The following is a 24,557-nucleotide window of genomic DNA, read 5'->3' as shown; positions in this document are numbered from 1 at the left end:
CACAAACAAGGTTAATACTGGGGCGATTAGCGACTATTCGCAGCCAAACACACAGTATTCCCACCGAGAATCAGATTAGCGGGAGGGGAACGGCTACTGCTAGGGCGAACATCGCTTCGCTGACCACTTTCCGAGCCTAGCCTAGATTAACTAGATATGTCAAGAAGGTTTCAATAACTTTACAGAAATCTTATAAAAACTTAACCAACTTTAGAAAATATAGCTATTAGTCATCCGCTTATTATTTCTATATTCTGGTTTATCACTGTTGAGATTGTCCAGCTGCCACCGGTAATGCTATGTTTATATTATTAAGTTATGTTAATAGCTTAATTTCTCTGGTTTTCATAGTTTAAAAACAATAGACAATAGACATCTCCAAAAATTATAACCCAATCACAGCTTGCTTTTCGTCTATGTACTAACCAAATAGTTCTAGGACGGAAATGTATATCTAGGGTGGGCTGAATAAATGTGAAATATAGACGAGGTAAGAAGTTGGCTCTCCCAGGTTTGGTGGGTAAAATGTATTCTAAGATACATTCCTCAAGAGCGAGGGAGTGGAAGGAACCACTCCAGACACAGAGGACACAAAGATCGATCATAGAGTAAGTTAAACTGATCACACAGAACCTAGAAGAGCCAGAAGTTTGGGGACTTGTGTGGGGAAGCAGCTGCAAAATTTTCCAGCTAGTGGCTCAAAAACCTTGCATCTTGAGCGGCGATTGCGTCCTGTCGGGGCGAATTCAGCCAACCCTATCTATCGTTGCCAATTTAATTTTACTGACAAATATGAGACAATTAAAATCATTTTTATTTAGTTAGATTCCTTAACTAGAAAGACTTTTGCTCTTCAGATAATATTAGGTGGAGGTCTAATATTTATCTAAGCGGCTATCTCCAATTCAGACGATAGTAACTCAATAAGAACAACCGAAAACCGTCGGGAAGATTCTAACATTTGCTGATAACTGATAACTGAAAAGTTCCGCTAATCTTTAGATAAATTCCCAGAAACATACCAAGTAAAACCACCGCCGATGACTGCCATAACTGCTAAAGCTAATAATACCGGTCGGAGTCCGAATTGAGTTTCGGCGATACCCGCCACGGCTAAGGGTAAAGAGAGGGCAATATTAACGGCATTGTTTTCTAAACCAAAGACTTTACCGCGCATTTCGGGGGGTGTATCTGCCTGTAGGGTAGTTTGCATGGGAACCCCGACTAAAGCGGCAAAAATCCCTAATAAAGCGGTCATAGCGAAGGCTAAAATTAAACTCTTTGTTGCTAGGGATAAACCGATTAAAGCTGCCGCCATACCCAGGGAACCCCAGAGACTTAATTGGGTGTGGGAGAATTTTTGGCCCCAATAACCCAAGGTAATCGCACTAACTGCCATTCCCGCACCACAGGAGGCTAATAAAAAGCCAAATTGAGAAGCTTTTAACCCGGGTAGTTTTTCGGCCATACTGACGGCTAATACCGATAGAGCGGCAAAAATACAGAATAAGATGACTAATTGAATTAAAGCGTTACGAACTTTATGATTTTTGTTGAGGTAACGAATGCCGTCGCGGATATCTTCCCAAACATGGGGCTGTTCTGCGGTAGGAATAACATATTTTTCGTTAGTTCGCAGGATAATTAGAATTAAACCGGCAATTATATAAAAAGTACCGACAATCATCACTTTACCAATATCAAATTGTCCGGCTCTCGTGCCGAAAATGCTATCGGCAAAAGCTAATAGAGGTTCACCGATGGCAAAACCGATAATTAATACTGCCATGGTGGTTAAAGTATTGAGGGAATTAGCGGGTAGAAGATGACGACGTTTTACCACCAATGGCAGGGTAGATTGTTCGGCAGGGGCAAAAAATTGGGTTAGGGTGGAGACAAGAAAAGTAATGACTAACAATAGGAAAAAACCGAGGGGTAAATTAAATTCTCCCTGTAGCCGGTAATACCAATTTCTTAAACCTTCCGGCAGCCAACCGAGGGGAATGGCTAAAGTTTGCTCGCGCACTAACCATAACAATAGGGGAATGAGCAGGACAAAAGCCCCCCGTAAAAGGTTAGAAATAACTAAAACTTGTTTTTTTAACCATCTATCAACATATACACCCGCCACCGAACCCACTAACACCGCCGGAATTGTATTAGCAATCATTATCGCCGATACCCAGCCACTAATCGACTGATCGGCTTTTTGGTAATGGGTGGCAATTAGGGAGATCATCAGAACTAAATAGAATTTATCCGCTAATTGGGAAAAAATTCCCCCCGCCCAGAGAATGAGAAAGCGCGGGTTTTTTAGCACTGGGGCAAAACCCTGACTAGGACTGGATTTGGGCGCACGTTTAGGCAAGCGGTTCATGGTTTCTGTGTCGGATTGCCTCGGTGAGGAATCGGAAGAATTAAAAATAGGAGTGGAGGAGTCGCTGGAATTAGCGTCGCCAGTTTCTGAGTCAAACAGTTGCATTATGATGATTTTTGCTATCTGTTTAAAATTCTAAGGGAGATAAACCCTCAACTAATGCCGAGGAGCGAAAAGTTTTTCCCAGATGATATTGAGTATAGCGGCGCAGCAGGCGATCGAGGTTAATCCAAGCTAGTTCTGAGGCAGGGTTTTCTGGTGGGGGAAAATCTGTTTTTCCTAAGCATTGCAGTAATTGCAGTTCTTGCAACGTCAGTTTACTATCGATTTTGGGCGGGTTGATGGTTTCTGTCAGGGCAGATAGATCTATTATTCCCCCTGCCTCGAAACTAAATCCTAGGCAATTGTTCCCAATTAAAGCTTTTCCCGTCAACAGGCAGTTATGGACTTGCGGCACTAAACCAGCAATTATTAAGAAATGAAAAATTGCTTGACAAAGATAGGGAAGTATGTATTGGTTCTCGTCGAGGACTTCAATTCTGGCCAGATGGCTGCAGATTAATTCGTATAATTCCCTCTGAGGTTGTTCACTCAGTGCGATCGCCAAAACCAGTTCACAGAGGTATTGACTAACGGTGAGTTTGGCGAGATTTTGACTTAATTTGGGATAAGATTCGATAGTTTCAGCTTGAACGACCTTATCTAGGGATTTTCCGGCGACTATCAACAGATTATTGACCACAAATAGTTCACTTCTACCCCGGAGGGAAGATTTATACTTGCGCGCACCGGGGGCAATGGCTCTAATTAAACCATACTCGGCGGTCAAAATAGTTAAGAGGCGATCGGCTTCTCCGAAGGCCATTCCTTGCAGATTGATTCCAGTAGCTTGATAGGTACGAGACATCATTTAAGTAGGTGGGTGGAATTAAATATAAAATGAACGTAGGTTGGGTTGAAGCATGAAACCCAACGCCCGCATGGGTTACGCTACCGCTAACCCATCCTACAAATAATTGTGCCTACCTACTTAATAATTAACTAGCTAATTGTCTCGCCAAAAAGACTTGAGCTAATCACCAAGCAAAAGGGAAACTATGGGGGAGATGCTATGGAGGTTAGCGGACTCGAACCGCTGACATCCTGCTTGCAAAGCAGGCGCTCTACCAACTGAGCTAAACCCCCGATCTGGTTTTTGAGACACTTTCGTTATTATAACCTATAGTGAAAAATATTACAAGTTAATTTTTCCCTTGCCTGCCATGTCTTATCTAGTCGCCACTTTTTACCAGTTTGTGGCTTTGTCAGATTATCGTCAAAAACAGCCAGAAATACAAAAATACTGCCAAGAAAGAGGAATTAAAGGAACTATTCTTCTGGCAGCCGAGGGAATTAACGCAACGATCGCTGGGAACCGTCAAGCGATCGCCGAGGTGATTAGTTGGTTAAAAACCGATACTCGTTTAGCTCATCTAGAGGTGAAAGAGTCTGTTTGTGATTATTTGCCCTTTCAACGCTTAAAAATTCGCTTAAAAAAGGAAATTGTAACTTTCGGTCAACCCAAGGCTAATCCTCTCGAAAAAACAGGAATTCATCTCAAAGCTGAACAGTGGAACCAATTACTGAAAGAGCCGGACGTGGTAGTGATCGATACTCGGAATAATTATGAAGTGGCGATCGGTACTTTTGCAGGAGCGCTTAACCCAGAAATCCGGCATTTTCGCCAATTTCCTGAGTATATTCACGACAATTTTGATAGTATTAACAATAAAAAAATAGCTCTTTTTTGTACGGGAGGAATTCGCTGTGAAAAGGCAGCAGCTTTTTTATTAAATCAAGGCTTTTCTCAAGTTTATCAGCTAGAGGGAGGTATTTTGAAATACTTAGACGAAGTTAGTCCCGATCAGAGTCTTTGGCAAGGAGAATGTTTTGTTTTCGATCAAAGAGTGGCCCTAACAGCTAATTTAGAGGTAGGACATTATGAAATGTGTCCCGCTTGCGGTCATCCCATCGATGAAAAAGATCAACAATCCCCCAATTACCGAGCGGGAATATCTTGTCCCTATTGTAGTTGATTTTATCATATCGTCCCACTCCCCTCCCCCTACTTTTCTAGGTTCTGGTTACTGTTTTTTGCGGATTTGTGTACCAGAAATCATGTCATGAAGGGCGCGTTTTTTCTTTGTCCAGGCTGCCAGTAAAAAGCCCAAATATAAGGGAGCAGTGGAGATAAATTTTAGTAAGTAGCGGCGATTGGCTCTTGCAAAAGATATGCGTCGGCCTTGGCTATCGGTGACGGATAAATCAAAAAACATTTTACCAATAGTGGCTTTAAAAAGATATTCTAAGAAAACATAATATAACCATTTAATAACTATTCCTAAACCAAGAGCGGTCAGGATGGCAATATGTTCGTGAGTAAAGTTAATTTTGGCTTGAATATTATAGATAATTGCTGCTATAAATAAGGCAAAACCGATAATTGTTGTTCCAGCTGCACTTAATCCCGCGGCATAATAAACCCAGATTTCTTTGGGAATATCAAAATTAAGATTTAAATCTTGAAAAGTTGCCCATTGTTGTAAGCGAAAACAGATGTAACCACCCAATAAAGCGGCGATAATAATAACGATAAAAGAATCAATTAAAGAAGCTTTTAAACGGAGCCAAAACCCAGCATAACTGGAAGAAAGTAAATCGGGAATAGATACAGAATTCCGAATAAGAATAACTTGAGTTTTTTCGGGAGGAGAATTTTTAGTTTTTTTGTTTTGCTGGGGATTAGCTTTAATATCGGTAATAATTTTTAGCAAAGTTTTGGTGTCTTTAGGTCGATCAATAGGCTTTTCTGCCATTAAATTATCGATAAAATCTGCTAATCTAGAAGGGATATTTGGGGCATATTTACGCCAGTTAAATTCATTGGTATTGATATTATAAATTTTTGGGTCACTGGGTTCTTTACCGGTTAACAAAAAGACGAAAGTTTTGCCCAAAGCATAAAAGTCTGATTGGGGAACAGAGTGACCACGAGATTGTTCAGGAGGAGCATATCCAGGGGTGTAAATTCCTGTATTTTTGCCTCCTGCTAGGACGGTTTTAGTCACCTGTCGCGCCGCTCCAAAATCAATTAAAACTAATTGACCATCGGGTTTTAAAATAATATTAGAGGGTTTGATGTCGCGATGATAGAATTTATGTTTATGAACCTCGTGGAGAATATTAGCTAACTGAGTTAACCAATCCAAAGCGAGATGATAATCAATCGGTTTAAATCCTCTTTGTTTTTGATGTTCTTCTAAGTCAATACCAGCAATTTTCTCCATAACTAAACAGTGTAAAGCAGTTTGACTCTCCCGGGGATGATAAATAAAATAGTTTTCTCCTTTGGGAATACCGGGGTGATTTAATTGTTTTAAAAGATTGGCTTCCTGTTGAAATAAATCAATAGCTTTGCTGGAATCGTAGGTAAGAACTTTTAATACTTTGGTTATTTTATGTTCATCTATCACTTCATAGGTATTACCAAATCCACCTTTGGCACTCAATAAATTTGTGACTCGATATTTACCATTTAAAAGCAAGTCGGAACCACAGGATTGACAGTAACGACTCTCCTTGATACTTTTCGGTTTAGGACAATGGGGATTAATACAAAAACTCATAGATTTTATTGGTAGAGTACAAAATAAACTTGATGATGACAATATTACCAGATATATTTAAGGTTTATTGCCAAGAAAAAAGCCACGCAATCCCAAAGTTACCACGGCACTTAAAAAAGCCACAACCATGGGGATAATCAGGGATTTAAAACCTTTCAAGTCAGCAATATCTTTAACTAGGATTGCATAACTATCTTCAACTTTTTCTAGTCGTTTATCCATTGTTTCGACTTTCTGATCAAGAGTTTTAATATCTCCCTTGATTTCTGTGACTTCCACCTTTAAATCATTAACGTCTTTTTGGAGACTGTCAAATTTTTGATTAACGTCTTTTTGGAGACTGTCAAATTTTTGATCCATATCTCTTTGGAGAGTGTCGATTTTCTGATTAACATCTCTTTGGAGAATGTCGATTTTACTCTCGATCCTTGTCAGGACAGATTCCAGAGAATAGGTAACGGTTTCGCCAGTTTGTGTCATAGTTAAAAACCTCTTGCAGATAATTACTTTTTTGCCATGAAAATTTAAGGTTTATTGCCAAGAAAAAAGCCACGCAATCCCAAAGTTACCACGGCACTTAAAAAAGCCACAACCATGGGGATAATCAGGGATTTAAACCCTTTCAAGTCAGCAATATCTTTAACTAGGATTGCATAACTATCTTCAACTTTTTCTAGTCGTTTATCCATTGTTTCGACTTTCTGATCAAGAGTTTTAATATCTCCCTTGATTTCTGTGACTTCCACCTTTAAATCATTAACGTCTTTTTGAAGACTGTCAAATTTTTGATTAACATCTTTTTGGAGACTGTCAAATTTTTGATCCATATCTCTTTGGAGAGTGTCGATTTTCTGATTAACATCTCTTTGGAGAATGTCAAATTTTTGATTAACATCTTTTTGGAGAATGTCGATTTTACTCTCGATCCTTGTCAGGACAGATTCCAGAGAATAGGTAACGGTTTCGCCAGTTTGTGTCATAGTTAAAACCCTCTTGCAGATAATTACTTTTTTGCCATGAAAATTTAAGGTTTATTGCCAAGAAAAAAGCCACGCAATCCCAAAGTTACCACGGCACTTAAAAAAGCCACAACCATGGGGATAATCAGGGATTTAAACCCTTTCAAGTCAGCAATATCTTTAACTAGGATTGCATAACTATCTTCAACTTTTTCTAGTCGTTTATCCATTGTTTCGACCTTCTGATCAAGAGTTTTAATATCTCCCTTGATTTCTGTGACTTCCACCTTTAAATCATTAACGTCTTTTTGGAGACTGTCAAATTTTTGATTAACGTCTTTTTGGAGACTGTCAAATTTTTGATTAACATCTTTTTGGAGACTGTCAAATTTTTGACCCATATCTCTTTGGAGAGTGTCGATTTTCTGATTAACATCTCTTTGGAGAATGTCAAATTTTTGATTAACATCTCTTTGGAGAAAGTCAATTTTCTGATTAACCTCTTTAATGCTATCTTTAATTTCTTTCAGGACAGATTCGAGAGAATAGGTAACGGTTTCGCCAGTTTGTGTCATAATTAAAACCCTCGGGTCGATATAGCCAAATATAATTAGGTTATACTAAAAAAGTTTTTCTTTGGTGTGGGTCTGGGGCTTTACCCATGTTCAGGGAACAAGTCCCTGAATTTTTCCTCTGACCACTCCAATGGCTGGCACTTTTTGATTTCAAAAAAGCCTAAAGATATTATCCAACAAAGTTTTTAGATTTATTCAGCCAGCCCTAATCATTCTCCTATTGCCCATTGCTAGGAGCCAAGGGCGATTTTGCTACCGGAAAATTGGCAATTGTGGCCAGAGATCGATCATGGTAATTTAAGAAGGCGATCGGGGAACTCTGAGAGGGAAGCTGCCGATCCTAGCCAGGGAGTATCTGTTTAACCGTCTGTCCTATGTACAAGTCTATTACTGTTTTAACGCTGCTGACGGGAATTGTTGCCGTTGATGTAGTTTTTGCTCAATCCACTGTTAATCTTCCTATCGCAGTTAAACGGGGAGAATCCTACGAAGGATTATTAACTAGAGCATCGCAATTGGCAGAGAAAACTATCATCAGTCGTTTTAATCAACAAAAGGGTCTTGATAAAATTGATTTATTAATAACGGCCGAAAAATCAGGTGCGATCGCACCTTTGCTCTCGGTGAAGGTGTCCCGTCAAGATTGGTTTGGTCATCCCAATATTCAACGCTGGAGAAATGTTTTTCCCTTTGGCAAAGCTCTCCTCGGTTTTAGCTCTCCCGCACCCGTCGTCACTCCGAAAAGTCCCCCCGCTGCCGTTAATCCCAGTCCATCTCCAGCAGCGTCTCCCGGCGCTACCACTCCTCCTCCTCCCCCTACTTTACCCTTCGAGGATGAGCCGAATAATGCTCCCCCAATCCCCATTCCTAACCAAAGATTAACCACTCCAGCTAATCGTTAATTGATAGGAAAAGCAGGGGCTTTCGGCGGATATATTGACTTTTAAGTGGCAAAACGGGGCTGAAACCAGTCTAGGGGAAAAATATCATCTTCTTGGACGATTTCTGTCCAACCAGTGACACTCTCAAAACAAGTCCCCGTCAAGTTAGCACCCCTCAAGTCCGCTCCCTGTAGATTTACCTCTTGTAAACGCGCTCCCGCTAGATTAGCACCCGCTAAATTGGCACCGCGTAAATCACTACCCGTCAGACGTGCCTCACTAAAATTAGCCCTTTCTAAATTGGCCCCTTGAAAGTCCACCTCTTTCAGAAAAGAGCCCCTAAAATTGGCTTCCCTTGCGGAAATCTGACGGCATTTAGCCCCACTTAACCGCGCTTCCTGCAAATTGGCCCAATTGAGATTGACTTTATCTAGGTTTGCCTCCAAGAGATTAACTAAGTATAAATTCGCCCCGCATAAATTTGCCCCGCATAAATTCGCCCCCCGGAGATTAGCATGGGAAAGATCCGCCCCACTTAATCGCGAGTTACGCAGGTTTGCCTGTACCATAAAGGCCCCGGTGAGATTGGCTTTGGTTAAGTCCGCTTCCACTAATTGCGCTTGACTTAATTTGGCATAGGTTAAATTCGCCCAATTCAAACTCGCTCCCCGCAGATTTGATTTAGTCAAAAAAGAGCGACTCAAATTAGTTCCGCGCAAATTGGCCGCCGCAAAATTGACAGCGATTAGAGTCACTTGTTGTAGATCTAGACTCATCAAGTCAATGCCTAAAAAATCCCGCTCTCCTTGTTCGTAGAGTCTTAGTAACTGATTAACTTTCATCTCCCTTCTTCTACTTTAAGATGGTGGTTAAGAAGTAATCAACAAAAGCACCTAAAAACTTTGTCCGATAACTCACTCCGCTTTTAGATGAGAAATTTACGAGGGTCTCCTTTGAGTTTATGTAAAGTTTTTTATCGATTTTTTAAGGGAAGATAACCCGAACAGCAAGTTAATTTTCATCATAGTTAAGTAGCTTGGCTAAAACAGTTGGACTGGTTTTTCCAATTCTACCCCAGTCCATCGGGTAATTAGTATCTAACACTACTCTTGTTAAAAAACTTATCTATTGTTTAAACTCGATTATATTTAGGGTTTGTGGCAAAAAGTTTGTTGGTGGGGTTAGGAGACAGGAGGCTCCGAGGCAGGAGGCAGGAGATAGGGTGGTCACTGCGTGCGCGTTGCGGGGGGTGTTAGGGTGTTAGGGTTTTAGGGTGTTAGGGTTTTAGGGTTTTAGTTGAAATTCCCCCACTTCCCCATTTCCCCATTCCCCCATTCCCCCACTTCCCCACTTCCCCACTTCCCCACTTCCCCCATCTCCCAACCGCTGCTAATCGTCTAATTCCCTACTCTAAAGCGTAGATACGACCATCCATGAGCAGACGGGTGATCCCTTTAGCTTCCAGTTGAGCGTGAGCTTTTTCGATCAGGCGACCGTCGGGAACTTTAATCACTTTTTCCTTGCGCTTGGAGAAACGGCGAGCGATGCGATGACTTTCAAAGATGGGGAGAGTGCGCTGCTGGATTTCCTGAGGGGGAACCTTACCCAATTCAGCAAAATCCTTGAGGGGACGGGTGATTAATTCAGCAGCGCGATCAATCACCAAGTAACAGGTTTTGGGAAAAGCCGCCGCCGAGAGGGGTAAGATCTGTAGTTGGGCGGTTTTAACGATAGTCGGGCCTAAATAGCTGCCCGCTAGTTCCTCCTCCTCCTCCTCCTCCTCCTCTTCATCTTTATCCTCCTCTTCATCCCAATCCTCGTCCAGATCATCTTCCTCCTCCTCTTCCTCGATAGCTTCGACGAAAAACTCGGTTAAATTAGCGTCTTCTAGTGGTTTATCGCCATTAATTTCTATATATTCCGAATTATCTCCTTCCGGCGGGTAAGAGGTATCCATTAACAGGCTTAATTGTTCCACAGAAGCGATCGGTTGCTCAAAATCCTGCTCATCCTTAGCTGCGATGCGCGCTGCCCGAAAACTAATCACCTCGCTCGCTTCTTCTGGTAAATCCGCCGCTGCTCCCTCATCTTCGAGGCCACGACCATTGCGGGCCAAGCGTTTTTTCTGGATTAATTGCTCGTATTCCTCGCTAGAAAAAGAATTTTTGAGAAAACGACTGACCGTAGAACTACTCACGCCATAACGCTCGGCTAACGTGGAAGTGGTGGCCTCCGTTTCCCGATAAAGCTTAAGAATTTCTTTTTTCGTGGCATCAGTCAGTTTTCTTGGACTCATATTACTTATATAGTTATTTTTTAAGCGATAGGATCTTGCCGATGGCTAGTCAGGGGGAACTATTGTCCTTGAGCGGATGTACTCTTAATCATAAAACGCTCTAGCCAATTAAAACTAAGCAATTCGTTTTCTAGTCCCTGTTCTAGTCTATCCTTGACTTCTGTTTCTCACCACTACTCAAGATTAAAAAATTGACGATGATATCCAGTGCTGCTAGTCAAAAAGCCTTATTAGTTCTGGCCGATGGTACGGTTTACGAGGGTTATTCCTTCGGAGCCAAGGGAACCACCGTCGGCGAAGTTGTCTTTAACACAGGGATGACCGGTTATCAGGAAGTCCTCACCGATCCCAGTTATGCCGGTCAAATCGTCACTTTTACCTATCCGGAATTGGGAAATACGGGGGTTAACTCCGAGGATGAGGAGTCAATTCGTCCCCAGGTGAAAGGAGCGATCGCCAAAAATATCTGCCACCGGCCCAGTAATTGGCGTTCTAGCCAATCCCTACCGGATTATCTGGCCGCTCATCATGTTATTGGCATCTATGGCATCGATACCCGCTCCCTGACCCGCAAAATTCGCTCGGTTGGGGCGATGAATGGGGCAATTTCTACGGAAATACTCGATTATCATGATTTACTGCGGCTGGTGCAGGCAGCCCCCAGTATGGCGGGGTTAAATCTCGTCAAAGAAGTAACCACCAAGGAAGTGTACGAGTGGACAACTCCCACCCCCTCCGCTTGGGAATTTGCGCCCATTGATAGTGAGCAAGAACCGTTAACGGTGGTGGCGATCGATTTTGGCATCAAACGCAATATTCTCCGGCGTTTAGCCAGCTACGGTTGTCGGGTGATCGTGGTTCCCGCTGACACTCCCCCGGAAAAAATCGCCGAATATAATCCCGATGGTATTTTCTTTTCTAACGGACCGGGAGATCCGGCGGCTGTCACCGAAGGGATTGCCCTAGCCAAGCAACTTTTGCAAGGGGAAAAACCCACTTTTGGCATCTGTATGGGTCATCAAATTTTAGGCCTATCCCTAGGAGCAGAAACCTTTAAACTGAAATTTGGCCATCGCGGGTTAAATCAACCCTGTGGACTCCAGCAACAGGTGGAAATTACCAGTCAGAATCACGGTTTTGCCGTGCAGGAAGGCTCTTTAAATCCGCAAGTGGAGATTACCCATCTCAACCTCAATGATCGCACCGTAGCGGGATTAAAACATAAGTCCTTGCCCTTTTTCTCGGTACAATACCACCCCGAGGCCAGTCCCGGCCCCCACGATGCCGATTATCTGTTTGGCAAATTTGTCGATTTAATGCGGCAAGCAAAAAAGGATCGGTCGTAAATTTTTAGGATATACTAGGGTTTTGATTTTTACAGCCCTAGGGCTAGGAGGCGATTATTCCAGAAGCAGTTAACTTGACCGTCAGCTTGCGAGGCACCCGTGAGGTCAAAGATAAGTACCAAATTTTCCGTTTGACGGGTCTTTTAGATGCCTTTTCCGAACCGACTTTTTGTAAGGTGATCGAAGGCTATGTGGAGGAAGGCCCTAAGGATGTGATTATTAGCCTCGCTCAGATTGATTTTATCGATAGCTCCGGTTTAGGAGCTTTGGTAAAATTGGTGAAAAAGGCCAAAACTGAAGGGGGCAGTTTACAAATTGTTACCAATCCCCGGGTAACTCAAACCGTAAAACTGGTGCGATTGGAGAAGTTTTTTTCCCTGCAACCCACCCTAGAGGCGGCGATCAAATATCTAGAAAAAGCGTAAATCGTGGAATCTCCTCTCGAAAAAATTCGCTTACAGGTCAGTGGCCAGGGTTCACCAATCCTAGAGGGTCTTGACCGATTATCGCCCGCTTCTCTGGCCTATCTGGGGGATGCTGTTTATGAATTATACATCCGCACCTATTATTTACTGCCGCCCCAGCGTCTGGGGGACTATCACGCTCAGGTGGTAGGCAAGGTCAGGGCCGAACAACAGGCTTTAGATTTAGCACAACTGCAGCCCTATCTGACGGACCAAGAAAAAGAAATTCTGCGCCGGGGACGCAATGCGGTCACGGGAAAACGCCGTCGTCTGACAGCCCAAGTCTATCAGCAGGCCAGCAGTTTAGAAACCCTGTTTGGCTATCTTTATCTGCAAGACCCCTCAAGATTACATCAACTATTAGAAAAACTAGAATTATAGCCCTCAGGGACGATTTCAGACTGCCTTACTATTATTAATCCATGCAACCATGAGCGATCGACCATTTCCTAGCAAGTCCGATAATCGTAATTTTCGCCGGCCCTCGCGGCCAAAAACCGGGCCAATTCTGACTAAATCCCCGGCAGTAACTCCAGAAAACCAAGAAGCTGATGATCTGCTCTACGGTCGCCGGGTGGTTTTAACGGCCATGGAGGAGGAGCGCCAACTGAATCGGATTTGGGTGGTCAATCGACTCCGTTATGATCCCCGTTATCATACCCTCTTGGAAAAGGCCAAAGCCAACGGCACGGTAATTGATGAGGTGGACGATCTGCGTCTCGATCAGATTACCAGTAAGGCCAATCATCAGGGGATCGCCGCCCAAATGTCCCCCTATGATTATATCGAATTAGCCGATCTGATCGAAAAAGCTAAGGGCAAAAGTCGCCACCCCGTCATCGTCATCGCTGAAGGGATCACGGATCCCCATAACCTTGGGGCAATTATTCGCACCGCTGAGGCCATGGGTTGTCAGGGGGTAGTTATTCCCCAACGTCGCGCCGCTGGGGTGACATCGACGGTGATGAAAGTGGCAGCAGGGGCCTTGGAATATTTACCCGTCGCCAGGGTGGTCAATCTCAATCGTGCTTTAGAGGAATTAAAAGCGGCCGGTTTTTGGCTCTACGGCACGGCGGCAAAAAGTGGTAAATCCTTACACACAATCAATTTAACGGGTGCGATAGGATTGGTCATAGGTTCGGAGGGAGAGGGTTTGAGTCTGTTAACCCAAAAGTCCTGCGATGAGTTGGTATCTATCCCCTTGCCAGGCAAAACCCCCAGTCTCAATGCTTCGGTGGCGGCGGCTATGGCTCTTTACGAGGTTTACCGGCAACGCTGGCAAAATTCCCCCGACTGAAAATCTGTATTTTTCGACACTCCCAATAGCCAAAAGGAGAAAGTATAAATAAAATAGGAAGGAAGTTTGCGAAATGTAAACAAACGTAACAAAACCACCAGAGTAGATTTAGATGGGGAACGAAATGAAAGAATTTTTGATTAGCTTACTAGAAAGGTTCGGATTAGCCTACTGGGTCGAGATTAAAACCGACTATCCCAGATGTACTTATTATTTCGGTCCTTTTCTCGCTAAAGACGAGGCTGTGGTCGCTCAAGCTGGTTACGAAGAGGATTTGAAAACGGAAGGAGCGCAGGGGATTAAATTGCATATAAAACGTTGTAAACCGAAAGATTTAACTATTTTTGAGGAAAAAGAAGAAAGCAAGCTCCTGAATACCCTAAAGGTCTTACGCAGTCAAGTTTCTTAACAATTTTCAGTGATCGGTAATCAGTGATCAGTCATCAGTCATCAGTAAACAGTGAAAAAACAGCATAAGGCTGCTACTTATGGCAGTTATCTTAAGGCTGAGATAGGAAGTTTTCGTTTTTGGGAGTCAGGATGAATACCGAATTAGGTTAAACTTCCTCTTGAGGATAAAGACCGTAATACTGCTCACTTAATATTCTATTTTCCTACTGGTAACTGGTAACTGGTAACTGATAACTGATAACTGATGGCTAAATATCAATGGGAGCGATTTAAAAAACAGCTATATTCTGCTTCTGTCAGTCTTCCCGCTTCGTAGAGAGTATCGGTAATTTCTGCTAGGGTTAAAACCGAATAAGGTTGATAACCATGGCTACGAAGTTTATCTTTAACAGGGCCACCATGGTCGATAAAAACCACGATATCATTAACTAATAATCCCGCCGATTTAATCTTTTCTGCCCCCTCGATCGCACTTTTGCCAGAAATTAAAATATCGTCCACCACTACCACAGTTTCCCCCACTTGAAAATTACCTTCAATTACTCTTCTTGTGCCGTGAGCTTTTACTTCTTTGCGGGGGAAAATCATCGGATGATTTAATAATAAAGATAAACCCGTAGCTGTGGGTAAAGAACCGTAGGGTATGCCAGCAATGCGGTCAAATGTCAAGGTTTTTAATATTTCTCCATAGGCTTCAATTACCTGCTGAAAAATATTAGGATTAGAGATAATTTTTCTCAGATCAATATAATAGGAAAAAGTTTCTCCCGATGCTTGCACATAATCGCCAAACATCAAGCAGCCAATATCAAATAATTGTAGAATTAAATCCTGATGAGGATGTTGTTTTAAAAGACAAACGTTAGCAGTCCAAGTCTCATCTTGGCTTGATTCTTGCTGGTGATTTTGTTTAATTTTGTTGACTTCCTCGCGTAAATCCTTCACTTTTGCCCCCAAATCGGGTTGAGATAAAAAGTCTTGGGGTACAGGAATTAATAAACCCTCGCCATGACTATTTAAACCCACAGTAATTAACTCGGAGAATTTACTTTTGTCTTCCCAAATACTGCGTAATAAAATCAATCTTTCGGGGGCAAAATTGCGAATCTTTTTCAATATCTCCGGTTGAGTGGTTCCCACTTCTAAAAATACTTGTTCGGGAGTTCCCCAAGTGCAAGCTTCTTTGACAACTTGCAGATAAAAAGGATTGTCGCGACTGGGGAATTCTTGCAGATTAATCGCGCCTTGATTGGAAGTATGACAGAGGATAAAAGCGCCATGATCGGGGTAAACTAAAAAAGGAGCAACGTGATCCTGTCCAGAGTAGGGATTGAGAGTAACCGCGTCCACCTGCCAAGTTTTAAAGATAGTCTCGGCTAAAACACTGCTAGTGTTAATATCGCCGTGTTTAGCATCCAAAATTACCGGGATATGAGGGGGAATTGCCGTTAAAATTCGCTGTAATAATTCTAACCCTGCCGCTCCCAAAGCTTGATAAAAGCCTAAAGTTGGTTTGTAGGCACAGACAAAAGGGGCAGTTTCATCGATAATAAACTTGAGCCACTGTTCTAAATTAACGATTAATTCTCCCGGGGTGGAGGGCATCATTTCGGGGTTAGCATCTAAACCGAGGACAAGTAGAGTCTGGTTTTGACTAATGGCGTGGTTTAACTTTTGAAAAAAATTCATCGGTTCCTAATCTCAGGATTCTGGATTAGTTCCTGATTTTACACTATTTGGTCGAAAAATAGGCTGTAAAATTGTCTCGTGCAGACTTTTTCTGGTGTCAGCGTCAAGGAATTTCTTTTGTAGTGGTTGCCATTCTTGCCATTTTTGGTGACGGATATTTCGGAAAATTTCTAGTAAAGTGGGCATTTCCTTGGCAAGACAATTGGGAAAAATTTGGCTAAGAAAAGCCGAGAGAACACAACAATCCTGCATTTCTCCGAGAATACCTTGAAGGTTTTTAATATCCTCTAGATACTCTTGATATTTGTCGCCATAAAACTGAGTAAATAACTCCATATTATAGCGGGAACGCTTGGCTTCTTTGCGGAGATCGTGCAGCAATAATCCTTCTTTTTCCAATAAGTCATCAATTTCTTGACTAGAAAACTCTCCTACTTTTTGATCTTCCTCTAAATTTACCCCAATTAACCAGCCTTCATGGAGTAAAAAGCGACTCGCTTGCGGTAATAATAAGTCTGGTAAAACTGTGGCAATATCTAATTTTCCAATCGGTTGATAGGTGGGATTATCCAACCAACGGGCAAAATCTGCCTTAAAATCGAGAAATTTATCGGACTTTAACAGCTTTTCTACCTTAGCAAAAGCCTTCTTTCTTCTGCTTTCGAGAACTTCTAAAACTTTCTTCAGTAATTCCTGTTCTTTCGGGGGTAAAATTGGTTGATAATGACCGATAAAAGCCTCTTTTAACACATCTAAATCCCGCAATTCTCCTAAAATTCTGCCCAGATTACCCACCCGTTTTTGATCGGCATATTTCGGCATGGTTAAAGCGGGGGCAAAACCGGTTAAGGTACTGCGAAGACGACGCATTCCCACACGAATTTGATGTAATTCTTCCGTATCCTGATCGAGTAAAACCCCACCTTCGTGTCTAAGAACTTTATGAAAATGTTTATCAATACCGATATAGGCCCAATCGGCAACAGTTTTAGCCCGAGGATTAAATTTGTTAGTCATTTGTCTTTAGCAAGGGAATGTCAAGATGATGATATAATCTTTAAATAAAGACTGGAACTAATGGATCCCATTCATTCTACACAATAGGATGAAGCAGCAGCTTTAAGAGAAGTTTATGGATAGTTTTTGGCTAGATTATGCGGGGGAAATCGCTTTTCGCACCGGAGAGCATCTTTTCTTGACGGGAATAGCCATGGCTATGGGTAGCTTAATCGGGATTCCTCTAGGTATTTTAATTAGTCGTCAAGCTATTCTCGCTCAACCAATTATAGCGATCGTTAACACCCTACAGACTATCCCCAGTTTAGCCCTATTTGGTTTTTTAATTTCCGTGCCTTTTTTGGGAGGAATCGGCAAAATTCCCGCTATTGTTGCCCTAACTCTCTATACCTTACTGCCAATTGTTTTAAATACCTATCTGGGCATCAAAAAAGTTGATCCCGAATTAAAATTAGCGGGGTTATCCCTAGGCATGACCGACGGTCAAATCCTGCGCTATATCGAATTACCCCTGGCCAGGGCGACAATTTTGGCAGGAGTGAGAATTGCCACGGTGATTGCTATCGGTGTGGCTACGATCGCAGCCGCCATCGGTGGCGGTGGTTTGGGAGTGTTTATTTTTCGCGGTATTGCCACGGTCAACAATCAGTTAATTTTGGCGGGAGCAATTCCTGCCGCTTTTTTAGCCCTTGTTGCCGATTGGAGTCTCGGTCGGCTAGAAAAGACCTTTTCCCCTTCGCAACGTCCGAAAAAGCCCTCTAAATGGCAATGGGGCTTAGGTTTAATCGGGTTAGCCCTGCTATCTTTCCTCTTGACTCAAATTTTCCATTCATCCCCCGGCACAGTGGTGATCGGTTCCAAAAATTTTACCGAACAGGTGATTTTAGGGGAAATTTTGGCACAGGAGATCGAAAAAGAGACGAATTTACGGGTTGAGCGTCAATTTAATCTCGGTGGCACTCTGATCTGTCATGAAGCGGTGAAAGCGGGTAAAATCGATGGTTATGTGGAGTATTCTGGCACGGCTTTCACGGGAATTTTGCGAGAAAAACCCCTGAACGATGCCCGATTAGTCTCTGAAAAGCTGCAAGAGATTTATCCGGAAAAATTTAATCTAGAAGTCTTTCCCAGTTTAGGATTCGAGAATACTTTCGCCATTGTTATCCGGGGAGAAACCGCCAGTCAATACAATCTGAAAACTCTCTCGCAAGCGGCTAAATATACCCCCAATTGGCAAGCGGGTTTTGGTTATGAATTTTTGGAAAGGGAAGACGGTTACAAGGGATTAGCAAAGACCTACGGGCTAAATTTTGCCGGACCCCCGAAAGTGATGGATTTAGGGTTAATGTACCGCGCTTTAGCCGAAAAACAGGTGGATTTAGTGGCGGGAAATTCCACCGATGGCTTAATTCCCGTGCTAGATTTAGTCATCCTAGAAGATGATCAACGCTATTTTCCTCCCTACGAAGCGGTACCGATTTTTAACCGGGATAGTTTGCAAAAATATCCGCAATTGCGACAGGTTTTAGCGAAACTCACCGGCAAAATTACCTCCACAGCTATGCAGAAATTAAACTATCAGGTGGATGGCCGCAATCGCAAAGTAGAGGAAGTGGTCAAAGAATTTCTAGTCTCCCTCTCTTAACCATTTAGTCACTCCCCCGGGTTGGTCGATTAAAGTAATGCCTTGGGCTTTTAATTCCGCGCGAATGCGATCGCTTTCGGCGTAATTTTTCGCTTTTTTTGCCTCTGTCCGTTGTTGGATCAGATTTTCGATATCCGCTGCACTAATTCCCTCAGAAACAGGGGTTTCTCCCTGGTCGGCGGCAATTTCTAAGCCCAAAACCCTAGACAATTTCACCAAAGTATGCCATTTTACCGCCAATTGGGCCAGATTGCTCTCCGTCTTACCCGCATGGGTTAAATTATTACCTTCCTTGCGTAATTCCTTAGCGATTTCAAATAACACCGCTAAACCACCGGCAAAGTTAAAATCGTGATTTACTGCCTCTTGAAAGCGATTTTCTAGCTCTTGGTCGGTAATTCCGGGATTATCTTGCTGAAGATGCTTATAACCAAAGGATAAACCCTCTTGTAAAGTATGCCAGCCATTAGTGGCCGCCTGCAATCCCTCATCGGAAAAATCGATCGGTTTGCGGTATTGGGCGCCTAAAATTAATAATCTCACGGCTAAGGGGTCATATTTTGCCAATAACTCGCGAATAGTGATGAAATTACCGAGGGATTTTGACATTTTTTCCCCGGCCACCTTAACCATGCCATTATGTAACCAATAGTGGGCCAGAGGTTTACCCGTAGCCGCTTCACTTTGGGCAATTTCGTTTTCGTGGTGGGGAAAAATTAGATCACTTCCCCCCACATGAATGTCGATAGTTTCTCCCAATTGTTCTTTAACCATGGCCGAACATTCAATATGCCACCCCGGACGACCTTGGCCCCAGGGAGAATCCCAACTAGGTTCCCCCGGTTTTGCCCCCTTCCAGAGGGCAAAATCAAAGGGGTCTTGTTTTTTAATTGCTTCCGGGTCGTCGGTTTCTACCCGGCCGCTGGCCCCGGCTTGCAAATCATCGAGTTTTCGCCCCGATAGTTTGCCATAATCGGAAAAACGACGGACGGAGTAGTAAACATCGCCATCGCTGGGGTAAGCATAGCCTTTTTGTTCTAATTCATAGACTAGGCGCTTGATGCCGTCGAGGGTATGAGTGGCCCGGGGATAAGCGTCCGCCGGTCTGACTCCTAATTTTGCCATATCCTCAAAGTAGGCCTCGATAAATTTCTCGGCCACGGCTGCCATGGTGGTATGTTCATTTTTAGCCCGATTGAGAATTTTATCGTCAATATCGGTGAAATTCTGAATATAGCGCACTTTATAACCGAGATACTCCAAATAACGCCGCACCACATCCCAAACCACACAGGTACGCGCATGACCCAAATGGCAATAATCATAGACGGTAATGCCGCAGCAATACATGGAGACAATGCCGGGGATGAGGGGGCTAAAGGGTTCTTCGCGACGACTGAGGGTGTTGTAGAGGATTAAGGTCATGGATGGGGAATTTTTTTTCTGGGGAAAAAGGCTAGTCCAATTTTATAGCAGTTATTTTCAGTTATCAGTGATCAGTTATCAGTTATCTCAGTTATCAGTGATCAGTTATCAGTGACCGCTAACCACTTTCCCTGATTTCCATACTATATTCTGTGTTTTTTGTCAAGGGGTTTTTAGGGTTTTAGTAAAGATGTGACGGTAAGATTCGAGGAGATAAGCTAAGACGCATTTAAACCGCTTACTCTTAGATTAGCCGAACCGCCCCCAATCCCTTTACTGTTGACTTTTGCCTCTTGCCTCTTGCCTCGTCTCAACAAGCAATTTAAATTACGAACAGCTTAGGACTGTTTTGATCGGGACTATTATTGATGAAATCGATAGAATAACGATAGGGGAAGCTTGATTGTTTGCCTTAACCGACAATTTTTATTGTTAATCAACTTTGACCAGACCATCACCATGAATGAACCACCTAATAGCGCTGGCGATGAAATCCAATTACCCCGGGGAGAAAGAGTTGACCAGCTAAGACATCTGATCGAAACCCTACGCATTGCCGATGAAGTGGCCAATCGCGGTTATTTGATTACCAGCGCCGAAGTGGCCGATTTAATGGATATTAATCCGGGTGCCGTTACCAGTCGCGGCGACCATTGGCCGTGGCGAAATTGGGTAATCTCCCGGGTCAGACGGGAGGGAAACCAAATTCTTTGGCAGTTGGAAAAAGTCGATTAGGATTAATTGCAACCATCAGTTAATTTCTCTCTTAACTTTTGTAAATTAGTAATTATCTCGTCATTTTCCCCCAGCAGATGACGCGCAAAACGTCGGGCCAGGGGCGGAGCCGATACAAGTGTACTGGTAAAGCCAGAAAATACCTGCAATCCCAGTTTGTCGGCGATCGCTCCCACTAGGGGCCGTCCCGAGGGAGCAAAAGCCACTAGGCAATGATGACAGCTGCCGGGGAGAGCGGCTAAAGAGGGCAGCAATGTCCCCAGGGCGGTGCGGATTGCTTTTTCCCCGGCCAGAGGGTTTAAAATCGCGCCAGGATCGGTGATAATGGCGCTAATTTGCCCTAGATAAAGACTTTGATCCCGGAATTGTACCGCCCCCGTTTCTAAAACACTGGCAATTATTTCTGGGGTTTCTCTCTGCCAAATGCCCTGATTTTCTAGTTGGGTGATTTTTTGCTCTAATACCAATCTAGAAGGAATTGCGGGCATAACTAGGGTGTTTAATTTGATTTCGCTGGGGGGAATTTTAATCACCTGGGCATGGGTAAAATAGACGGGAGTAGTAATGCCGGATTTTTGCAGTAAAGACCGGGTTAATCCCCCCGCACAGACGATAGTTTCTCCGGCATAATAATTATCTTTAGGAGTTTTTACGCCGGTCATCCTCGATGCAGTTTCAATCAATTCGATGACAGCTTCCCGAATAATCTTGCCTCCCAGACGCAGAAAAGCTTGTTGATAGGCAAGATTAGTTTTTTCGGCGTTAATGTGACCGTGGGGTAGTCGTAAAACTCCGGAGATAGCAGCGGGATTTAATAAAGGTTCTAAAGCGATCGCTGCCTGCGGATCGAGAATTTCGGGGGTAATAGCAAAGATAGCAAATTTTTCGGCCACAGTAGCTGGATCATCTTCGGGGTTCACGGTGAGAATTAAGTCTAGGTCCCGGTATTCGTTATCTATGCCCAATTCCTGGGATAAATTGCGCTGAATTTCTCGACCTTCTTGATATAATTTTCTCTCAATTTCTGTGGTGGCCGACCAATAGGCTAAACCCCCGTAACTGTAGAAAGTGGCGTTGAGGGGATGGGTTTCTTTTTCTAATAAGAGAACTCGACTGCCTAGGTTAGCTAGTTCATAGCTTAAGGCGGAACCGGTGATACCACCACCGATAATTATATAATCATAAGTTGTGGTCATAATTGGGCTAATTTTTACTAAATTAATCTATCCTATCATTATACTTGCTCGGTTCCCTAGTTCTGATTTGATCAATAATTGCTATAATCAGAGAAAAAGTTGAAAGCGGGATGGGATAACTATGCAACAGCTAGAAACTAGGGGGATAACTGACCGATGGATTAGAGGTAGTTGGGAAGAATACTTAGCAGCGATTAAAAATTTCCCAGAGAATCAAGGAAAAAGTTATTATTACAATGGCTATTATCGATTAGAAATAACTCCTATTGGTAACGATCATGCCAGCGATCATGCTATTTTTATCTTCGCTGTTAGTCTCTATGCTACCCTAAAAAATCTGCCCTTTAATGCCAAAGATAATTGCAGTTTTCGCAGGTCTGGTTATCGAGAAGTTCAACCAGATATATCTTATTATTTTGCAGACAAAGCTAATCTGATTCCCTACGGTACTTCGATTATTGATTTAAATCAGTATCCTCCACCAGATTTAGTCATTGAAATCTCAAAATCTACCCTTAATGATGACTTAGGTAATAAACGCTTACTCTACGAAGAATTAGGAGTTAGTGAATACTGGAGTGTTAACGTCGATTATCCCCAAATATTTGCTTTTGAAATAATTGATCGAGGGAGCAAAAGAATTGATATATCAAAGGTTTTACCTAATTTAAAACTCTCGGTTTTAGAGTCAGCTTTACAACAGGCACGCACCAGAGATCAAAGTCAGGTGGGACGTTGCTTAATCAGTCAATTTCAAGGTTAAATCCTGCGGTTTTTTAGCAGCAGCTTTCTCCAATAAAGACTCGGCAAAAGCGAGGGCATCCGCTGCCGAATTTCCTCCCGTTAATTGTGCCAATTCTTCCCTTCTCGTCTGACGATTATCGAGAGAAGTAACCCGGACAACCGTGCGAATTTCCGAGAGATTAGTGGAATTATCTTCGGCAATCATTTGTTTATAAACTCGAAAATGGTGATCAGCTAAAGCAGCCACTAAGGGTTGATGAGTAACGCACAAAACTTGATATTGTTGACCTAATTGATCTAATTTATCGGCAATTGCCTGGGCAACTTTTCCCGATACTCCCGCGTCAATTTCGTCAAAAATCAGGGTTGCGGCTGCTGATTGGGATTGGGAAAAACAGGACTTTAAAGCTAGGAGAAAACGACTCATTTCTCCTCCGGAAGCGGTACTGGATAAAGGTTGGATTTTTTCCCCCGGATTGGGACTAAAATAAAATCCCACTTGATCGACTCCCAGACTGCTAGGATTACCCGGGTCAATCCGACAGACAAAAATCACCTTTTCCATGGCTAAAGGTTTTAATTCCTGTACCAATTGTTTTTCTAGTTGACTAGCGGTTTCTTGTCGCAAAAAGGTCAACTGGGTGCTAGTTTCTCGATAGATTTTTTCCTGTTGCTGACAAATTTTTTCTAATTCCTCAATCGATTGTCCTTCTCCCGTCAACTCCGCTAATTCCTGCTGTAATTTCTGATAATAATCGAGCGCTTCGGCTAAACTTGGGCCATACTTGCGACAAATGCGCTTAAGTTGGACGATTCTCTCTTCTATCTCGTTCAATCTCTCCGGATCTGCCTCTAGACTATCCCCATAAACGTTGATTTCCTGTCCCGCTTCCACCACCTGATTTAATGCCGATCGCACCATCTCTAAAATTGGCTCTAAACTGATATCATAAACCATCATATTTGTCAAGATATTTTCAGCTTTTCCTAACAAATCAGCGACGGCCGGTTGATCGCGATCATTTTGGTAGAGGAGTTGATAGACTTGATAGCTGGAATTTTGTAAATCGACACCGTGGGAGAGTCGGTTTCTTTCCTGTTCCAACTGTTCCAACTCGTCAGCGTCAGTTAAATTAGCTGATTCTAGTTCTTTTAGTTGATATTCTAGTAAATCTAATCTCTGTAGGCGATTTTGTTCCGATTGCAACCTATTATTTAAAATATTCTTGCTTTCTTGCCAGTTAAGGTAGGCTGTGGCTACCTTTTCCCGCTGCCGCAGCAGCGATTCACCCCCGTAGAGATCTAATAATTCCCTCTGTCGATTAGCGTCCATTAACTGAACTGTTTGACCTTGGGCGGTGATTTCTACCAAAAAATCTCTTATTTGCGCCATTTGTTGGCGATTAGCGACGACTCCGTTAATGCGAGAACGAGAACGCAAGGAATTATTAGTAATCACTAATTCCCGGCTGATGGTCAGACTATTATCCTCTAATGGGTCAATTTCCTGACTTTCTAGCCAAGCAATTAATTCTGGAGTCAGAGAAAAAGTCGCTTCTAGGGTTGATTGTTGGCTTCCCTGACGGATGACGCGATGATTGACTTTACCACCGAGAACAATATCGATCGCATCTAATATAATTGATTTTCCTGCCCCCGTCTCACCGGTCAGTACATTTAATCCGCTGCCGAAAGTTAATTCTAAGCGATCGATGAGGGTAAAATTTTCAATTTGTAGGCAGGATAACATATATCAGTAATCAGTAATCAGTTGCTAAGTAGGTAGGCGTTAAAAATTATCAGATGCCCCCTTATTAAGGGGGGATACCCCCTTA

Annotated in this window: 23 protein-coding genes, 1 tRNA gene and 1 pseudogene; 10 read left to right on the top strand and 15 right to left on the bottom strand. The window is 42.9% G+C overall.

Going from position 1 to position 24,557, the window contains the following annotated elements; genetic code table 11:
• Window positions 1-435: 435 nt before the first annotated feature.
• From B5D77_RS27440 to B5D77_RS20870, 4 genes and pseudogenes are all read right to left on the bottom strand, one after another.
• Window positions 436-626: pseudogene (locus B5D77_RS27440) on the bottom strand (hypothetical protein).
• Between the two features lie 365 nt (window positions 627-991).
• Window positions 992-2,482, bottom strand: a complete 1,491-nt coding sequence (locus B5D77_RS20880) for an MFS transporter (protein WP_008196312.1) — start codon at window positions 2,480-2,482, stop codon at window positions 992-994.
• 22 nt (window positions 2,483-2,504) lie between these two features.
• On the bottom strand, window positions 2,505-3,287 hold the full coding sequence (gene recO, locus B5D77_RS20875) for a DNA repair protein RecO (RefSeq protein ID WP_008196313.1): 783 nt from the start codon (window positions 3,285-3,287) through the stop codon (window positions 2,505-2,507).
• 202 nt (window positions 3,288-3,489) lie between these two features.
• A tRNA-Ala gene (locus B5D77_RS20870) sits at window positions 3,490-3,562 on the bottom strand.
• Window positions 3,563-3,639: 77 nt separating this feature from the next.
• On the opposite strand from B5D77_RS20870, the gene B5D77_RS20865 reads away from it, so the two are divergent.
• Entirely contained in the window at window positions 3,640-4,452 is an 813-nt protein-coding gene (locus tag B5D77_RS20865) for a rhodanese-related sulfurtransferase (RefSeq protein ID WP_008196325.1), read from the top strand.
• A 48-nt stretch (window positions 4,453-4,500) separates the two neighbouring features.
• On the opposite strand, the gene B5D77_RS20860 is transcribed toward B5D77_RS20865, so the two are convergent.
• The 4 genes from B5D77_RS20860 to B5D77_RS20845 are packed head-to-tail and all read right to left on the bottom strand — an operon-like array spanning window position 4,501 to window position 7,576.
• Window positions 4,501-6,042 carry an RDD family protein gene (locus B5D77_RS20860; RefSeq protein WP_008196328.1) on the bottom strand — a complete coding sequence of 514 codons (1,542 nt, stop codon included), beginning with the start codon at window positions 6,040-6,042 and terminating at the stop codon, window positions 4,501-4,503.
• A gap of 57 nt (window positions 6,043-6,099) precedes the next feature.
• Complete coding sequence (locus B5D77_RS20855) at window positions 6,100-6,522, bottom strand: shikimate 5-dehydrogenase (RefSeq protein ID WP_106909580.1); 423 nt, start codon at window positions 6,520-6,522, stop codon at window positions 6,100-6,102.
• 44 nt (window positions 6,523-6,566) lie between these two features.
• Window positions 6,567-7,022 (bottom strand): shikimate 5-dehydrogenase, encoded by a 456-nt coding sequence (locus tag B5D77_RS20850; RefSeq protein ID WP_106909579.1) that lies wholly within the window; start codon window positions 7,020-7,022, stop codon window positions 6,567-6,569.
• Between the two features lie 44 nt (window positions 7,023-7,066).
• Window positions 7,067-7,576: a hypothetical protein gene (locus B5D77_RS20845; protein WP_106909578.1), complete on the bottom strand. Its 510-nt coding sequence runs from the start codon at window positions 7,574-7,576 to the stop codon at window positions 7,067-7,069.
• Window positions 7,577-7,950: 374 nt separating this feature from the next.
• Between B5D77_RS20845 and B5D77_RS20840 the strand changes: the two genes are divergently transcribed.
• A complete protein-coding gene (locus B5D77_RS20840) occupies window positions 7,951-8,478 on the top strand; it encodes a hypothetical protein (RefSeq protein WP_008196339.1) in 528 nt (175 codons plus the stop codon).
• Window positions 8,479-8,519: 41 nt separating this feature from the next.
• Here B5D77_RS20840 and B5D77_RS20835 read toward each other — a convergent pair whose 3' ends face one another.
• Both B5D77_RS20835 and B5D77_RS20830 read right to left on the bottom strand, forming a co-directional pair.
• The gene (locus B5D77_RS20835) at window positions 8,520-9,299 is read right to left on the bottom strand and encodes a pentapeptide repeat-containing protein (RefSeq protein WP_106909577.1); all 780 of its coding nucleotides are present in this window, start codon (window positions 9,297-9,299) and stop codon (window positions 8,520-8,522) included.
• 563 nt (window positions 9,300-9,862) lie between these two features.
• A complete protein-coding gene (locus B5D77_RS20830) occupies window positions 9,863-10,753 on the bottom strand; it encodes a helix-turn-helix domain-containing protein (RefSeq protein ID WP_008196343.1) in 891 nt (296 codons plus the stop codon).
• A gap of 197 nt (window positions 10,754-10,950) precedes the next feature.
• Between B5D77_RS20830 and carA the strand changes: the two genes are divergently transcribed.
• The 5 genes from carA to B5D77_RS20805 all read left to right on the top strand — a co-directional run bounded on the left by carA (window position 10,951) and on the right by B5D77_RS20805 (window position 14,269).
• Complete coding sequence (carA, locus tag B5D77_RS20825; RefSeq protein ID WP_008196345.1) at window positions 10,951-12,099, top strand: glutamine-hydrolyzing carbamoyl-phosphate synthase small subunit; 1,149 nt, start codon at window positions 10,951-10,953, stop codon at window positions 12,097-12,099.
• Between the two features lie 74 nt (window positions 12,100-12,173).
• On the top strand, window positions 12,174-12,524 hold the full coding sequence (locus B5D77_RS20820; RefSeq protein WP_008196348.1) for an STAS domain-containing protein: 351 nt from the start codon (window positions 12,174-12,176) through the stop codon (window positions 12,522-12,524).
• A gap of 3 nt (window positions 12,525-12,527) precedes the next feature.
• The gene (locus B5D77_RS20815) at window positions 12,528-12,944 is read left to right on the top strand and encodes a Mini-ribonuclease 3 (RefSeq protein ID WP_008196350.1); all 417 of its coding nucleotides are present in this window, start codon (window positions 12,528-12,530) and stop codon (window positions 12,942-12,944) included.
• A gap of 49 nt (window positions 12,945-12,993) precedes the next feature.
• Window positions 12,994-13,860, top strand: a complete 867-nt coding sequence (rlmB, locus tag B5D77_RS20810) for a 23S rRNA (guanosine(2251)-2'-O)-methyltransferase RlmB (RefSeq protein WP_008196352.1) — start codon at window positions 12,994-12,996, stop codon at window positions 13,858-13,860.
• Between the two features lie 112 nt (window positions 13,861-13,972).
• Window positions 13,973-14,269, top strand: a complete 297-nt coding sequence (locus B5D77_RS20805; protein WP_008196354.1) for a DUF1816 domain-containing protein — start codon at window positions 13,973-13,975, stop codon at window positions 14,267-14,269.
• A gap of 257 nt (window positions 14,270-14,526) precedes the next feature.
• On the opposite strand, the gene B5D77_RS20800 is transcribed toward B5D77_RS20805, so the two are convergent.
• Both B5D77_RS20800 and B5D77_RS20795 read right to left on the bottom strand, forming a co-directional pair.
• A complete protein-coding gene (locus B5D77_RS20800) occupies window positions 14,527-15,960 on the bottom strand; it encodes a bifunctional orotidine-5'-phosphate decarboxylase/orotate phosphoribosyltransferase (RefSeq protein WP_106909576.1) in 1,434 nt (477 codons plus the stop codon).
• Between the two features lie 12 nt (window positions 15,961-15,972).
• Window positions 15,973-16,977 (bottom strand): CHAD domain-containing protein, encoded by a 1,005-nt coding sequence (locus B5D77_RS20795; protein WP_106909575.1) that lies wholly within the window; start codon window positions 16,975-16,977, stop codon window positions 15,973-15,975.
• A 115-nt stretch (window positions 16,978-17,092) separates the two neighbouring features.
• Between B5D77_RS20795 and B5D77_RS20790 the strand changes: the two genes are divergently transcribed.
• The gene (locus B5D77_RS20790) at window positions 17,093-18,622 is read left to right on the top strand and encodes a glycine betaine ABC transporter substrate-binding protein (protein ID WP_106909574.1); all 1,530 of its coding nucleotides are present in this window, start codon (window positions 17,093-17,095) and stop codon (window positions 18,620-18,622) included.
• Here B5D77_RS20790 and cysS read toward each other — a convergent pair.
• On the bottom strand, window positions 18,605-20,047 hold the full coding sequence (cysS, locus tag B5D77_RS20785) for a cysteine--tRNA ligase (protein ID WP_106909573.1): 1,443 nt from the start codon (window positions 20,045-20,047) through the stop codon (window positions 18,605-18,607). The genes B5D77_RS20790 and cysS overlap by 18 nt on opposite strands.
• Window positions 20,048-20,506: 459 nt before the next feature.
• Here cysS and B5D77_RS20780 point away from each other — a divergent pair, with 459 nt between their 5' ends.
• Window positions 20,507-20,782 carry a hypothetical protein gene (locus B5D77_RS20780; protein WP_002732855.1) on the top strand — a complete coding sequence of 92 codons (276 nt, stop codon included), beginning with the start codon at window positions 20,507-20,509 and terminating at the stop codon, window positions 20,780-20,782.
• A 2-nt stretch (window positions 20,783-20,784) separates the two neighbouring features.
• Here B5D77_RS20780 and B5D77_RS20775 read toward each other — a convergent pair whose 3' ends face one another.
• The gene (locus B5D77_RS20775) at window positions 20,785-21,978 is read right to left on the bottom strand and encodes an FAD-binding oxidoreductase (RefSeq protein ID WP_106909572.1); all 1,194 of its coding nucleotides are present in this window, start codon (window positions 21,976-21,978) and stop codon (window positions 20,785-20,787) included.
• 121 nt (window positions 21,979-22,099) lie between these two features.
• Here B5D77_RS20775 and B5D77_RS20770 point away from each other — a divergent pair, with 121 nt between their 5' ends.
• Complete coding sequence (locus B5D77_RS20770) at window positions 22,100-22,741, top strand: Uma2 family endonuclease (RefSeq protein WP_106909571.1); 642 nt, start codon at window positions 22,100-22,102, stop codon at window positions 22,739-22,741.
• Here B5D77_RS20770 and recN read toward each other — a convergent pair.
• On the bottom strand, window positions 22,718-24,472 hold the full coding sequence (gene recN, locus B5D77_RS20765) for a DNA repair protein RecN (protein WP_106909570.1): 1,755 nt from the start codon (window positions 24,470-24,472) through the stop codon (window positions 22,718-22,720). The genes B5D77_RS20770 and recN overlap by 24 nt on opposite strands.
• Between the last annotated feature and the right edge of the window lie 85 nt (window positions 24,473-24,557).

Origin of the sequence: Microcystis sp. MC19 (assembly GCF_003019735.1) — a bacterium.
GTDB lineage: Bacteria > Cyanobacteriota > Cyanobacteriia > Cyanobacteriales > Microcystaceae > Microcystis.
This window is presented reverse-complemented; position numbering and strand designations above follow the sequence as displayed.

Coding starts and splice junctions, on each gene's coding strand:
- recO (WP_008196313.1), bottom strand. CDS start 3,287: ATGATGTCTCGTACCTATCAAGCTACTGGAATCAATCTGCAAGGAATG.
- B5D77_RS20770 (WP_106909571.1), top strand. CDS start 22,100: ATGCAACAGCTAGAAACTAGGGGGATAACTGACCGATGGATTAGAGGT.
- B5D77_RS20830 (WP_008196343.1), bottom strand. CDS start 10,753: ATGAGTCCAAGAAAACTGACTGATGCCACGAAAAAAGAAATTCTTAAG.
- B5D77_RS20800 (WP_106909576.1), bottom strand. CDS start 15,960: ATGAATTTTTTTCAAAAGTTAAACCACGCCATTAGTCAAAACCAGACT.
- rlmB (WP_008196352.1), top strand. CDS start 12,994: ATGAGCGATCGACCATTTCCTAGCAAGTCCGATAATCGTAATTTTCGC.
- B5D77_RS20835 (WP_106909577.1), bottom strand. CDS start 9,299: ATGAAAGTTAATCAGTTACTAAGACTCTACGAACAAGGAGAGCGGGAT.
- B5D77_RS20780 (WP_002732855.1), top strand. CDS start 20,507: ATGAATGAACCACCTAATAGCGCTGGCGATGAAATCCAATTACCCCGG.
- B5D77_RS20775 (WP_106909572.1), bottom strand. CDS start 21,978: ATGACCACAACTTATGATTATATAATTATCGGTGGTGGTATCACCGGT.
- carA (WP_008196345.1), top strand. CDS start 10,951: ATGATATCCAGTGCTGCTAGTCAAAAAGCCTTATTAGTTCTGGCCGAT.
- B5D77_RS20850 (WP_106909579.1), bottom strand. CDS start 7,022: ATGACACAAACTGGCGAAACCGTTACCTATTCTCTGGAATCTGTCCTG.
- B5D77_RS20865 (WP_008196325.1), top strand. CDS start 3,640: ATGTCTTATCTAGTCGCCACTTTTTACCAGTTTGTGGCTTTGTCAGAT.
- B5D77_RS20860 (WP_008196328.1), bottom strand. CDS start 6,042: ATGAGTTTTTGTATTAATCCCCATTGTCCTAAACCGAAAAGTATCAAG.
- B5D77_RS20840 (WP_008196339.1), top strand. CDS start 7,951: ATGTACAAGTCTATTACTGTTTTAACGCTGCTGACGGGAATTGTTGCC.
- B5D77_RS20855 (WP_106909580.1), bottom strand. CDS start 6,522: ATGACACAAACTGGCGAAACCGTTACCTATTCTCTGGAATCTGTCCTG.
- recN (WP_106909570.1), bottom strand. CDS start 24,472: ATGTTATCCTGCCTACAAATTGAAAATTTTACCCTCATCGATCGCTTA.
- B5D77_RS20795 (WP_106909575.1), bottom strand. CDS start 16,977: ATGACTAACAAATTTAATCCTCGGGCTAAAACTGTTGCCGATTGGGCC.
- B5D77_RS20790 (WP_106909574.1), top strand. CDS start 17,093: ATGGATAGTTTTTGGCTAGATTATGCGGGGGAAATCGCTTTTCGCACC.
- B5D77_RS20845 (WP_106909578.1), bottom strand. CDS start 7,576: ATGACACAAACTGGCGAAACCGTTACCTATTCTCTCGAATCTGTCCTG.
- B5D77_RS20880 (WP_008196312.1), bottom strand. CDS start 2,482: ATGCAACTGTTTGACTCAGAAACTGGCGACGCTAATTCCAGCGACTCC.
- cysS (WP_106909573.1), bottom strand. CDS start 20,047: ATGACCTTAATCCTCTACAACACCCTCAGTCGTCGCGAAGAACCCTTT.
- B5D77_RS20805 (WP_008196354.1), top strand. CDS start 13,973: ATGGGGAACGAAATGAAAGAATTTTTGATTAGCTTACTAGAAAGGTTC.